11 protein-coding genes, 1 tRNA gene and 2 pseudogenes are annotated in these 12,459 nt (G+C 38.7%); 4 read left to right on the forward strand and 10 right to left on the reverse strand.

Annotated elements, in window-relative coordinates:
• Positions 1–5 precede the first annotated feature (5 nt).
• Positions 6–95, forward strand: a tRNA-Ser gene (locus ACXM0J_RS01745).
• Between the two features lie 367 nt (positions 96–462).
• The gene (locus tag ACXM0J_RS01750) at positions 463–786 is read left to right on the forward strand and encodes a hypothetical protein (protein WP_086264948.1); all 324 of its coding nucleotides are present in this window, start codon (positions 463–465) and stop codon (positions 784–786) included.
• Between the two features lie 112 nt (positions 787–898).
• On the opposite strand, the pseudogene ACXM0J_RS01755 reads toward ACXM0J_RS01750, so the two are convergent.
• Positions 899–1,165: pseudogene (locus tag ACXM0J_RS01755) on the reverse strand (hypothetical protein).
• A gap of 668 nt (positions 1,166–1,833) precedes the next feature.
• On the opposite strand from ACXM0J_RS01755, the gene ACXM0J_RS01760 reads away from it, so the two are divergent.
• Positions 1,834–2,388 (forward strand): TetR/AcrR family transcriptional regulator, encoded by a 555-nt coding sequence (locus ACXM0J_RS01760; protein WP_086264949.1) that lies wholly within the window; start codon positions 1,834–1,836, stop codon positions 2,386–2,388.
• 92 nt (positions 2,389–2,480) lie between these two features.
• Here ACXM0J_RS01760 and ACXM0J_RS01765 read toward each other — a convergent pair whose 3' ends face one another.
• The 9 genes from ACXM0J_RS01765 to ACXM0J_RS01805 form a co-directional block, all read right to left on the reverse strand.
• Positions 2,481–2,840, reverse strand: a complete 360-nt coding sequence (locus tag ACXM0J_RS01765) for a hypothetical protein (protein ID WP_002120526.1) — start codon at positions 2,838–2,840, stop codon at positions 2,481–2,483.
• Between the two features lie 375 nt (positions 2,841–3,215).
• Positions 3,216–4,574, reverse strand: coding sequence for an amino acid permease (locus ACXM0J_RS01770; RefSeq protein ID WP_086264922.1), 1,359 nt, complete (start codon positions 4,572–4,574; stop codon positions 3,216–3,218).
• 145 nt (positions 4,575–4,719) lie between these two features.
• Positions 4,720–6,165, reverse strand: coding sequence for an NAD(P)/FAD-dependent oxidoreductase (locus tag ACXM0J_RS01775; RefSeq protein WP_086264923.1), 1,446 nt, complete (start codon positions 6,163–6,165; stop codon positions 4,720–4,722).
• Positions 6,166–6,183: 18 nt separating this feature from the next.
• Positions 6,184–7,515 (reverse strand): APC family permease, encoded by a 1,332-nt coding sequence (locus tag ACXM0J_RS01780; RefSeq protein ID WP_086264924.1) that lies wholly within the window; start codon positions 7,513–7,515, stop codon positions 6,184–6,186.
• 186 nt (positions 7,516–7,701) lie between these two features.
• The gene (locus ACXM0J_RS01785) at positions 7,702–8,409 is read right to left on the reverse strand and encodes a cache domain-containing protein (protein WP_086264925.1); all 708 of its coding nucleotides are present in this window, start codon (positions 8,407–8,409) and stop codon (positions 7,702–7,704) included.
• Between the two features lie 65 nt (positions 8,410–8,474).
• Positions 8,475–9,194 carry a FadR/GntR family transcriptional regulator gene (locus ACXM0J_RS01790; protein WP_086264926.1) on the reverse strand — a complete coding sequence of 240 codons (720 nt, stop codon included), beginning with the start codon at positions 9,192–9,194 and terminating at the stop codon, positions 8,475–8,477.
• Between the two features lie 55 nt (positions 9,195–9,249).
• Positions 9,250–10,020 (reverse strand): nuclear transport factor 2 family protein, encoded by a 771-nt coding sequence (locus ACXM0J_RS01795; protein WP_086264927.1) that lies wholly within the window; start codon positions 10,018–10,020, stop codon positions 9,250–9,252.
• A gap of 28 nt (positions 10,021–10,048) precedes the next feature.
• The gene (locus ACXM0J_RS01800; protein ID WP_086264928.1) at positions 10,049–11,479 is read right to left on the reverse strand and encodes a gamma-aminobutyraldehyde dehydrogenase; all 1,431 of its coding nucleotides are present in this window, start codon (positions 11,477–11,479) and stop codon (positions 10,049–10,051) included.
• Between the two features lie 335 nt (positions 11,480–11,814).
• Positions 11,815–12,237: an Lrp/AsnC family transcriptional regulator gene (locus ACXM0J_RS01805; protein WP_002001056.1), complete on the reverse strand. Its 423-nt coding sequence runs from the start codon at positions 12,235–12,237 to the stop codon at positions 11,815–11,817.
• A gap of 135 nt (positions 12,238–12,372) precedes the next feature.
• Here ACXM0J_RS01805 and ACXM0J_RS01810 point away from each other — a divergent pair.
• Positions 12,373–12,459: pseudogene (locus ACXM0J_RS01810) on the forward strand (hypothetical protein); the annotation flags it as partial.

The following is a 12,459-nucleotide window of genomic DNA, read 5'->3' on the forward strand; positions in this document are numbered from 1 at the left end:
CACATGGAAGCGTGGCAGAGCGGTTTAATGCACCGGTCTTGAAAACCGACGAGGGTGTGAGTCCTCCGTGAGTTCGAATCTCACCGCTTCCGCCAAATTCAAAAAGCCCCTGTTAAAAACAGGGGCTTTTTTTATATCTATTATTTTACCCCTCATCTTACCCTCCATAAAAATTTGGATTGTGTTAGACAGATTTTGATTTCAGTTTAATTTTATATTGTGTAGTTAATCGCATCCTCATAATGGTCAATATCTTGTAATTGTTTGATGAATTCTTTCGGGGTAACTATTGCTGCTATATGTATAATTATGGGTAGAATAGCGCCTTATAATACTGATCTCTTTGCATCCCTAACTTGCAACGTAAAATCGCCTGATATGTACCGAATTTAAATTAATAGATATGGATAGTTCATGAATTTAATAAATCATTGTAGTAAGTTATTTCTTGCAATTTTTCTTATGATGAATTTTTCAAATACATATGCAGCAAAGATGGAGGCTGTAGATGCGGAAGTACAGGAGAGTGCTGTAGATGCAATGGAAGCTGCTGGAGCAGAAGCTGTAGAGGCTGATGGAGGGGAGACTGCATGTCGTGCTGACGAGGCGTGTGATGTTGCATCTGCTGTTTCTGAGGATGAAATGTACGGTGGCATTCAACAGGAATATGTCGTAAAAGGCTGTAAGGTAACAATCTATAACGATGGGCCTGTGAAAATGGTCAATGTAAAGACGGATCAACCATGTGATGCTCCTCTTCCTAAAGATCATAAATTTTCTAGATAGAGCTTGTTAAATTATTTTTCAAAGCTAAGCCACGGTTATCAGGCTTAGCTTTTTATTTAGAATATTGTTTTAATTATCTTATAATTGGGGGTATAAATTTTCGCTAAAAAAGTTATTGATTCCAATAAGTATTAAAAATTTCTTTAATGCCAATTTCATCTTCCATATATTTATCAGGAGATATTTTTAACCCAATACCACTTAAATATATTACTGCTTTCCATAGGAGTTGCTCTTTAATAGGTGGATCGAAAGTTAAGTCTTGGTTATTCAGTGCATTCATTCTTTTTCTTGCTCACTCTTCAGCATCCTCTCGGCTAATTTTATGGTTTAACAAATCATTGAATACTTCTTGTACATCTAATAAAGATATTTTCATTTCATCATTTACCATTTTTTATATTCTAATCTTACCTGTTAAAACTAATATATCTATATAAAATTCAATCCCGTTATAAACCCCAATTTAACAATAACTCTTTCATTATTTATCCTTACTTTTTAATGATCTAATTTAAAACAAATGTCATTTTGTGTGCTTGACTGTAAGAGAGTTGAATACTATTCTTCGCATGCTGGCCACATTGCCAGTCGGTTGTCGCAGACCGGGAAAACAAAGTCGATATGCAAAATTCTTATTTTGTGTGTCGGGAACTCGTTCGCCCCCTTTTTCTCTACGGTAGGGCGGAAGGGGGACACCTTCGGGTGTGCTGGTTCCTTTGTTTCCAGTCTGCGAACCCCCTTTCGTTCTGCCACCATAATTTTAATGATTTGGCAGAACTCCCAATAAAAAAGGAGTTGGCTTTGCACATTCATTATTTCTTGGCAGCCTTTGCCAAAGTCTATATCGACACAACTTAAAAATTTAAAGCAGCTTGAACGCCATAAGGTTTTCAGGCTTTAGTCATTTTTACTTAAAACTTAGCAAAACAAAACTTGAGATGTGCCAAGCACCGTCTTACGGCTTTGCTGTGCCTTTTTTCTCCCAAAAAGGGCACAGGCTTTTTATCTCATTTAGAAACAACAAGAATTTATAACGGTAAAACTATGCCAACTTTAGAAATATCTTCCAAAAAATTACAGGTGGTTCAAACCGCTATCCAACTTTTTACCACGCATGGATTTCATAATGCAGGCGTAGACCTGATTATTAAAAAATCCAAAATTCAAAAAGCGACGTTTTATAACTACTTTCACTCGAAAGAACGGCTTGTTGAAATGTGCCTAATCTTTCAAAAAAGCCGACTCAAAGAAGAAGTTCTGGCAATTGTCTATTCACATCGCTACCCAAACGCAGCCGATAAACTCAAAGAAATTGCCCGCTTACATGTCGATATAAATAGCCTTTACCATCTTTTGTTTAAAGCCATTTTTGAATTAAAACTGCTTTATCCTCGAGCTTACCGCATGGCGATTGAATATAGAAAATGGCTACTTAAAGAACTTTTTGATTTGATATTTAGTCTAGAAAGTCGTGGCTTAAAAGCTGATGCAAACATTATTTTATTTATGATTGATGGCGCAATCATCCAACTTTTAGATCCTAATAAAGCTAGTGAAAGGGAGCAATTGTTGGATTATTTTTTAAATGTTTTGAGATAATTGAGTGAGGGGATGGGTAAGGAAAAATACCCTAAGTGCGTACTTTCCTTACTTTAAAAATAAATTAAACCTGAACTTAATTTATATAAATATTACTTCTTTTGCTTAAAACGGTATTTACATTTTAGACAGCGATAATCTTGAAAAATATTCTTGTCGATTATTACGCCAGCTTTCTTACCAAAAATATTACCAACTACACCGCCAGTAATTCCTGCACTAATGGCACCAACAAAAGTCCCTACAGTTCCGCCAACAATTACACCTAAAGGACCAGCAACAGTACCAATAGCTGCTCCAACAGTAGCACCAGTCGCAGCACCACCTACAGTGCCTGCCGTTGTGCCGGCAGCTGTGAGTAAAACACCGCCAGTTGTTCTAAGTAATTTGTCATGGTCACGTGCTTCAATTTCTGTAGAACCACACTTAGGACATTGCAGAGCTTTTTCCATAAAATTTCCTGTCTTCATCATTGAGTGACACAGTTGAGGGCTAAATCAGTAAAGTGGGTAAAGAGCCTGTCTTACGATGCAGTATCTTTTGCCTATTGAGTGATCGTAACGATAACTGGTCTGCTTTGATTTTAGCTGAACATTGACACAAATATTTATAGATCATGTAAACACTTGTACTTTAATAATTATCTCATTAAATACCAATGTTTAGAATGACTAAGGTTTACATATCCATGTGTCTAGCAGAGAGCAATTCAATAATGATGAATAGAATGTGAATGGTTTTTTGAATAGATTTTCTGAAGTTGCTCAGGGTGACGAACTGTTAAATGATAAAAGGCTTATCCTGTTTGAATAAGCCTTTTTTGAATATTAGAGTGCTTTTTTCCAACTCAGAAATTTATATAGTCCAAACATGAATGTAATCCAGATTGGAATTAAAATAACAGATTTTTCAAACCCTTGGGTCCACATGATATATAAAATCATGCCAATAAAAATCAAAACGATATAGTTACTTAAAGGTGAAAATAGAGCAGGGAATTTGGCAACTTTATTTTCAAGTTTCATAGCATGTTTAAACTTTAAATGAGTAAAGCTAATAATTGCCCAGTTTAAAACCAGTGCAGCCACGGCCATGTACATGAGATAGCTTAAAGCTTGTTCTGGGATAAAATAGTTCAGTAATACACAACCAAAAATCAGAATAGAAGAAAAGATAACAGCAGGCGTTGGAACCCCTTGTTTGCTGACTTTTGTAAAAATTTTGGATGCATGACCTTGTACAGCGAGGCCATATAACATACGACTGTTTGCATACATACCGCTGTTATAAACCGACAGTGCAGCCGTCAAAATAATAAAGTTAAGCAAATGCGCTGCCCAACCAATACCAAGCTGGCTAAAAATCATCACAAATGGACTTTTATCTAAACCACCGAGGTCAAGCTGATTCCACGGAATGAGTGACATGATGATGGCAAGCGAAGCTACATAGAAAACCAAGATTCGAAAGATGACTTGGTTAATGGCTTGCGGAATACTTTTTTCTGGATTTTCCGCTTCAGCGGCAGTCATCCCAATCAGTTCAATACCGCCAAAAGCAAACATTAAAAAGGCGAGCATATAAAATAGGCCCGAGAACCCATGCGGGAAAAATCCGCCATGCTGCCATAAGTTTGCAAAGCTAGCGATAGAATCATTACCTGTGGTGAGCAACAAATATAAGCCAAACACGATCATGGCAATGACTGCTGCGACTTTAATAATGGCTAACCAAAACTCAGATTCACCGTAAAATTTAACGTTGCCTAAGTTCAAACATGTGACCAAAACAAAGAAAAATAAGGCTGATATCCAAGCAGGAATGTGGGGCCACCAGTAATGCACATATTTAGCAACTGCTGTTAACTCAGTCATCGCGACCAGAATATAGACCACCCAATAGTTCCAGCCCGATAAAAAACCGGGGAATTTTCCCCAATATTTTTGTGCAAAGTAACTAAAGGAACCAACCACTGGTTCTTCTACGATCATTTCACCCATTTGGCGCATAATTAAAAATGCGACCAAACCGACAATGGCATAACCTAAAATAATAGAAGGACCAGCAGACTGGATGACTTGTGCAGAGCCTAAAAATAAACCTGTCCCGACAGCACCACCCATAGCGATCAACTGGATATGGCGATTTTTAAGTCCGCGTTTTAATTGGGAAGATGAATTGCTCAAAATATATGCGCTGAATAAAAAAGCTGGCGCTATTGTAATAGATTGGGTAGGGATAACCTAGTTTGAAAAGGATTTTACTCAGCTAAATAAAAAGGATCCGTACAAAGCTATACGAATCCTTTTTTGAAACTGGTTATTTTATAAATTAGAAAGATACCATTTTGCCTGGATTAATCATTGCGCCAATGCCATACATACTTTTTGCGAGTGGAATAACCACGGGTGCAAGGGTACGACCAAAAATAATATTTTGATGATCAATTTTAGATAACATTTCGAAGTCGTTAGATTGCCCAACAAAGTCATTTGCGATGGCTTTACCAATACGTACCGTCTGAGCAACGCCGTGACCACTCCAACCATGAACAGCATAAATTGGGAATTTATTGCCAAACTTACGGCTATCGACTGCACCATTTACGGTTAAATCGGTCGTGCCACTCCAGACAAAATCCATCTCTAGATTTTTAATTTGAGGGAAAACCGTATGAATTCGATGTTCTAAATAATTTAATGTTTTCTCTGGTCCCCAGCAGGTTCCTGTACCTTGTCCACCAAATAATAAGCGGTTATTAAATACGGGGCGATAGTAATCAATTTGGAACTGAGTGTCATAAACTGGATGCCCAAATGGCAGTAGCTCTTTCGTATCAAGCTCTAGCGGGGCAGTCGTCGCAACATAGGTATAAAACGGAATAGTGGTATTGTTTTGTTCTGATAAAAGTTTAAACGAAGCATGGTGTACTGCTAAAACTACAGACTTTTTAGCTTTCACGACAGCATTTGCAGTTTGAACATAAATACCATCTGGTTTTTCTTCTATTGAAATGACTTCTGTTTGTTCATAGACAGAACCGCCGTTTTGGCAAAAGCCATAAATTAAGCCACGGTTCAAAGCTAAAGGATGGATTTGTCCTCCCAACTTATCAATTAAGCCACCTGTATAGTAATCCGACTTAATATAGTCCATGAGTTCATGTTTACCCACAATGCGGGTATGGTCTTCACCTAAATATTTTCGTGCGTCGGCGCCTTGTGTTAAGCCAACTAAATGTCCTTCATGAACGGCGGCAGTAATGTGACCATATTTTCGGTCAAAGTTAAGTTGGTATTTTTCCGAGATGTCATCAATGAGTTGCATCGCTTCCGTAGAGGTAAAATGCCAGAGTTTTTTGGCATCTTCATAGCCTAAGCGATCGGCCATTTCTTGAGCTTCCCAGCGAGCTAAACCGGGGGTAAGTTGTCCGCCATTTCGGCCAGAAGCTGCACTACCAATGCGATTTTTTTCTAATAAAACAGTCTCTACGCCTTGTTCAGCTAAATGTAATGCACTCGATGAACCTAATAAACCACCGCCAATAACCACGACATCACATTCAATATCAGCTTTTAAACTGTCAAAAGTATGCCAATCAGAAAGTGAGCTTTCATAGTAGTTTGCTGGATTATCTGCCGATGCACCTTCTACAGTTGTTGCGTCAAATTTTGCATGCTTTGGATTTAACCAGCTCCACTCTTTGCCCACTTGTAGAGATTTACTTGGTTTATATTCCACGTCTTTTAAAAGTTGAGGTTTAGAAATAATTTTCATGACGAAGTTCCTTAAAAATTAATAAGCATTACTGATAGCAATGCTTTGTTTTTTAATCGTTTTATAGATAAATAGGAGAATGCCCAAAGCTAACCAGAAACATCCAAAAATCAGTGAAGATGAGTCAAGATTAAGCCAGAGGCAAATAATGCTGAACACAGAAATAAACGGTAAAAATAGGTTTAGAAATTTGTTTTTAAAACCTGCGCGCTGTTTATCTTTAATATAAAACTTCATAAAAACAGAGAAATTTACGGCTGTAAAAGCGACTAGGGCACCAAAGCTGATGAGGCTTACGACTTGGGCTAAATCTAGAAAAACCGCAGACATTGAAATAAGACCAACAAACAAAACCGAAAAAAATGGTGTACCTAATGAGATATGAATTGTCCCAAAATACTTTTTAGGGAAAATATTATCGGTACCCATTATATACAGTAAACGTGAAGCACTGGCATGAGAGGCAAGGCCAGAGGCGACAGTGTTCATAATTTGTCCGCATAAGAATACAGATTGGAAAAAAGCACCACCCACGTAAAGCACAATTTCAGGTAATGCTTCAGATGGATGCTGAAAGCGTAGATTGTTTGGAAAATAAAGTTGAATAAACCAAGCTGCTGTGAAGAAAATAAGTCCACCTGCAAGAGTCGTTAACATGACTGCGCGGGGAATATTTTTGGTGGGTTGTTTGGTTTCATTAGAAAGCGTGGTAACCGCATCAAAACCTAAAAATGAAAAGCACAAAACTGAGGCACCCGCAACGAGGGGGAGTAAAGATTGGTGCTCATGCCAGAGTGGCGCCAATGTAAGCACATGCTCATAACCTTGAGTCGAGCCAATACCCTTAATCACTAAATAAACAAAAATGACCATAAGTATGATGGGGGCAAATACAAACAATAGGCTTAAATTGGCGAGTAATCGAATGCGAAAACAATTCACTAAAGTGACTAGGCTTGCTGATACAAGCACCCAGAACCAGTAAGGCAGACTTGGGATAAGGGCGGTCAGATAAATCGCAGCTAGCAAAACATTAATGAGGGGTAATAACAAATAGTCGAGTAGCGAACACCAACCGACAAAAAAACCACTTTTAGGTCCTAAACTTTCAGCGGTATAACTATATGCTGAACCTGATTTTTCTGAATTTTGACTAAATCTTGCATAGCTCCAAGCGGTGAGTAGCATGGCGCCAAGTGCGAGTAAATATGCCAGTGGTACGTGTCCATTGGTAATTCCAGAGACAATACCGAAGGTATCAAATACCGTCATAGGGGTCATGTAGGCAATACCAATAATCGTGACTTGCCAAAGAGACAGTTTTTTTAAGGAAGACGTTTTATTTTCCATGTCATTTCAACCTCAAATTCGTTGTTTTGCTTTTCATCCGGGAAAGCGATGCTATTTTTGAGCCAAAACTTCCCCTAGACCTGAATAAACAAGTCTGTTTGGAGAAACTTTGAACAAAAGCTAGGGGCTGTTTCGCTTTAGTGATGCCCTAAAGCAAGATCAGATATTTATATTTTCGGCTTCACTCTAGATCACGACCAGTTGAAAAGATTGACACGGTCGTGACAGAACCTGCTCGGGGCTTTGGCCTTTAAATAATGTGCCTGTTCTGATGGTGATGTCATTTGAAGTAATCACTCGAGAAGAGTCGTTAATCACAATTGCTTTTTGTTTAATATTCTTGAGCTTCGGCATAAGAAGTTTTTCGAGTGCGGAAACTAAAATATCGGTAGCAATTACACCGATAAATTGATCACGAATCATGACCGGATGGGCAAGGGTGATGGTGTATGCGCCATTGCAAATATAGTCGACATAGGGTCCATGGATGCACGGACTTTTGTTTTGAGCAGGCTTATGGAACCATTCGAAAGAGCGAAAGTCTAGAAATCGCTGAGCATTTTGATAGTTTTCAAGTTTGGCTTGCTGTAACTGATCTTCTTTTTTATACCACCATTCGAGTGTCCAATAATCCTGTTCTTCTTGCGTTGCAGGGCTATAACTTGCAAAACCAATGCCTTGACTGTAATGGCTTTCCTGTAATGCCTTTTTAATTTCTTTTTGCAAAGCTGTGCGTTCTGAACCTGAAAGCTTAACGTCTTTTGTTTTTTCAGGTTCATGTTTTGAAAGAATTTTGCTCGCTTTAGTTGCCAGCTTTTCTGTAATGGCTGTCGTTTCTTCAACCACCGTCTTTAACAAATTTTGAAGCTCTTCTATATCTAAATGTTGGGTCATTCCTATAACTCCTAAAATTCCGTATTTCTCACTCGATATTTTATAAGTGCTCTACTTTATTGTTTTTATTCAATAGATAACTTATATCGAAGCATTTGGTCTGTTAGCATCGAAATGATTTTTCGCGCTTGAATAACAGCATCATCTTCATTGCCTTGAACAAAAGATGATAAAAGTTGGTGGTGTTGAGCGACGACCAGTTGATGAAATTGATCATCTTGATAAAGCACTGCGATGAGCGGCGCCCATTCGGCTTGTATAGTTAACTCTTGATTTGCCAAGCGAGCTGATTGAGCAAAAGAGGTGAGTGTGAGCAAGCAACGTAAATCAAGTTGGGCACGAGTGTCTGCTTCAATGGCCTGTTCAAATTGATCGATAAGTTCTTTGATTTTACCCAGTTCATATTCAGTGGTTCTTTGTGCTGCCAAATATGCAGCATGACTTAAAATTGCACTATGAAACTCGCCTAAATCAGCTAGATATTCATTGGAAGCTTGACGCAGAGGGTGCTTGTTTAAGAGTAAATCGGAAGGTAACTCGCAAACAAAGCTTCCGCCGTTTCGCCCACGTCGTGTATCAATCAAACCTTTTACGCGTAAAGTATTTAAAGCTTCACGAACTGTAATGGGTGACACTCCCATTAAGCGAGCTAGATCCGCTTCGTTAGGAAGCTGTTCATTGCTTTTGAGCAATCCAGAGATAATTGCATTTTCCAAGCGTTCTACAACTTGTTCCGATCGAGTTGCCTGAGCGATAGGTGCAAAAATTATCGTATATGCTGACATGGCGAATTCTCTAAAAGCTAAGTCAGAGACTTAGCTTAATGAAACGGATAAATGATTAAAACACGCCATATTGATGGACGGCCTGTTCATCTTCAGGCACAGCTGGTATTGCATCCCAAAGTTCAACAATTTTGCCATTATCTACACGCCATAATTCAAAATAGGCATGTCGATTTCCGGCAATACTTCCTTCGGAATGTGTCAAGACAAATTGACCATCAGCAATGGAGCGATGCGTTTTGGAGTATACCAAACCTTGTCCTTCATTACGGATATTGTTCAAAAAATCAATCACTGCCTTAACACCATCGCCAATATCTGGGCTATGTTGAATGAACTGATCGTTGTGAGTGTATTCTTTAAATGCTTCGTAGTTGCCATCAATTAATGACTCCTTAAAGAAAGAGGTCACGATCTCACGATTTTTCTCTGGATCATGGTGAGTGATGATCTCAGTCGGACCATCTAGTTGGGTTCTACCACTCACATTCGGAGCTGCTTCTGCTACCAGTCCATCCCAATGTTCCACAATTTTGCTGTCTTTCACTCGGTAAATATCAAAGCCAACTAACGGGTTTTCATCTAATCCTTGAAAGCGGCCATGAATTGCAACCAAGTCACCATCTGCCAATACACGCACAGCTTCATGTTGCATGTCGGGGCAGTCTTCTACCAATTGGCGAAGGCCTGAAATGCCATTTGCAACGAGTGGTGAGTGCTCTATAAAGTCTTCAGAAAAATAACGATCCAGAGCAGTGGTGTCGTGCAAATTAAAAAGCTCGTGATGGGCTTTAGTCACCAAGTCTTTCATTTCTTGTCTATTCATTTTGATCTCCTTTCAAAACTCATTGTTATTATTCGTTTGAACTCATCACATGTTTAACGCGAGTATATTCTTCAAAACCGTAGCCAGATAAATCTTTACCATAACCTGACTTTTTGAAGCCGCCGTGTGGCATTTCTGCGGTTAAAGGAATATGGGTGTTAATCCAAACTGTACCGAAATCGAGTTCACGAGACAGACGAGTTGCGCGGGCATGGTCTTTGGTCCAAACACTTGAAGCTAAGCCATATTCAACATCGTTGGCTTTTTCAATCGCATCATTTTCATCTGTAAATTTTTGAACGGTAATCACTGGTCCAAAAATTTCATTTTGAATTGCTTCGTCGTGTTGTTTTAAGCCACTAATAACCGTCGGTTCAAAATAGAAGCCTGGACGGTCTGCCTGTTTCCCGCCCGTTTCAACTTTAGCGTGAGCAGGTAAGTTGTCGATAAAGGCTTTAACATTTTTCAATTGGTTGGCATTGTTAAGTGGGCCATAAAGTGCGTCTTGATCATCTGGATCACCAAAACGGGTATTTTTTGCAGCTTCAACAAGTTTAGCTAAAAACTCATCATGAACTGCTTCAGACACAATTACACGTGTTGCCGCAGTACAGTCTTGGCCTGCGTTGAAATAGCCCGTTAATGCAATCATTTCAACTGCTTTATCGAGGTCGGCATCTTCAAAAACCACTACAGGTGCTTTACCACCAAGCTCAAGATGAGCTTTTGCTAAATTTGCCGCAGCAGAAGCAGCAACTTGTAATCCGGCGCGAACTGAACCTGTAATCGAAACGAGAGCAGGGGTTTTATGTGATACAACTTTTGAACCGACCTGAGCTTGGCCTAACACCACGTTAAATGCACCTTTAGGAAAAAATGGTGCAGCAATTTCTGCCAGTAAAAGCGTACTTTCAGGCGTAGTATCACTTGGTTTAAGCACTACTGTGTTACCTGCGGCTAAAGCTGGAGCAATTTTCCAAACAGCCATCATGAGTGGATAGTTCCAAGGTGTAACTTGCCCAACTACACCGACAGGTTCGCGGCGAATAGAAGAGGTTAAACCTTCTAAATATTCACCTGAAGCAGTGCCATTGAGTAGGCGAGCAGCACCTGCAAAGAAACGAACCTGATCTGCTGATGCACCCACTTCTTCAGATGCAATTAAGTGTTTTAACTGACCTGTATTACGACTTTGTGCCTCAATTAAACGATCAGCATTTGCTTCAATAGCATCTGCCAAGTTAAGTAATGCTTTTTGACGTGTCGAAGGTGTACTGCGTCCCCAAATTTTAAATGCTTCTTTTGCAGCAGCATAAGCTGCATCAACTTCTGCCTCGGTTGCATTCGGTGATTGCGCATAAACTTCACCGGTCACTGGGCTTACCAAGTCGAAATAATCATTTCCTTTGCTAGCAACATATTCGCCGTTAATAAAGTGTTGTAGTTGAGTTTTAGCCATTTTTTATACCTTGTCCTTAGGTTTTAACATATAACATATAACATATAATACTATATGTATTATGTTTTAAATTTTCTGTCAAATGCTTTGATGAGGGGAGTAAGTGAAAAAAGTTGGAATTTAAATCAAACTAGATTTTAAGTTTTTGATTTGATTGTTTAAAAAATATTAAAAATTTATTAAAGATTTTTAGGAGAGGTTGATTGTCGTACTAGTTAAGTAGATTTGATGAAAGATAATTGAATAATTTTCTAATCGAGAGCAGCTTGAGGAGCCAAGATTCATGCTTAGCTCAGCAATTTTTTGATCTTATAATTTGAAATTAAAGTGAGTTATCAGGTCTTATGACTCGCAAGCAGAATGCTAGTTTCACTGTTATAAATACCTGAAATATTCCTGATTCTTTCTAAAACTTTGTCGAAGTTTTCTAAGGTGTCAGAGCGTAGCTCGACCAAAATGTCCCATTTGCCATTGGTTTTATGCAAACATTCCACGGCACTTTCTAGGCGTAATTCTTTAATCACAGACTGTGCTTTAGTGCCTTCGACCATAATGCTCATCCATGCACGGATGACGTTGCGTTCAGCATTCGGTTTAAAACGAACCGTATATCCGGTAATAATGCCCGAAGACTCAAGATACTCCATTCTCTTCTTGATAGTTGCTCTTGAAACGTGAACTTTTTCGGCTAACTCTGTAACAGACATCCGTGCGTTATCTTTAAGTAAACCTAAAATAATTTGATCAATGTTATCCATATTGTAATTGTCAATTATCAAATTGGTAAAAAATAATTCATTTTTGACTGAATTACAAATTTTGTGAATCAATTTGATTTTGAATAATAGGGTCATCAGTTAAGCCTAATAATTCAATTTAATGGACTAGATAAGATGAATAATTTTGTAGTTTCTCGTGATGACTTTAATGAGTGGATGGTTCCAGTTTTTGCACCGGCAAATTTCATTCCGGTACGTGGC

It is taken from the genome of Acinetobacter sp. GRABPA_MV_2, from assembly GCF_056725885.1.

Excerpts from the sequence above, each read along its gene's own strand:
- ACXM0J_RS01790 (WP_086264926.1), bottom strand. The coding sequence starts at position 9,194 with ATGTCAGCATATACGATAATTTTTGCACCTATCGCTCAGGCAACTCGA.
- ACXM0J_RS01765 (WP_002120526.1), bottom strand. The coding sequence starts at position 2,840 with ATGGAAAAAGCTCTGCAATGTCCTAAGTGTGGTTCTACAGAAATTGAA.
- ACXM0J_RS01795 (WP_086264927.1), bottom strand. The coding sequence starts at position 10,020 with ATGAATAGACAAGAAATGAAAGACTTGGTGACTAAAGCCCATCACGAG.
- ACXM0J_RS01750 (WP_086264948.1), top strand. The coding sequence starts at position 463 with ATGATGAATTTTTCAAATACATATGCAGCAAAGATGGAGGCTGTAGAT.
- ACXM0J_RS01785 (WP_086264925.1), bottom strand. The coding sequence starts at position 8,409 with ATGACCCAACATTTAGATATAGAAGAGCTTCAAAATTTGTTAAAGACG.
- ACXM0J_RS01780 (WP_086264924.1), bottom strand. The coding sequence starts at position 7,515 with ATGGAAAATAAAACGTCTTCCTTAAAAAAACTGTCTCTTTGGCAAGTC.
- ACXM0J_RS01805 (WP_002001056.1), bottom strand. The coding sequence starts at position 12,237 with ATGGATAACATTGATCAAATTATTTTAGGTTTACTTAAAGATAACGCA.
- ACXM0J_RS01775 (WP_086264923.1), bottom strand. The coding sequence starts at position 6,165 with ATGAAAATTATTTCTAAACCTCAACTTTTAAAAGACGTGGAATATAAA.
- ACXM0J_RS01800 (WP_086264928.1), bottom strand. The coding sequence starts at position 11,479 with ATGGCTAAAACTCAACTACAACACTTTATTAACGGCGAATATGTTGCT.
- ACXM0J_RS01760 (WP_086264949.1), top strand. The coding sequence starts at position 1,834 with ATGCCAACTTTAGAAATATCTTCCAAAAAATTACAGGTGGTTCAAACC.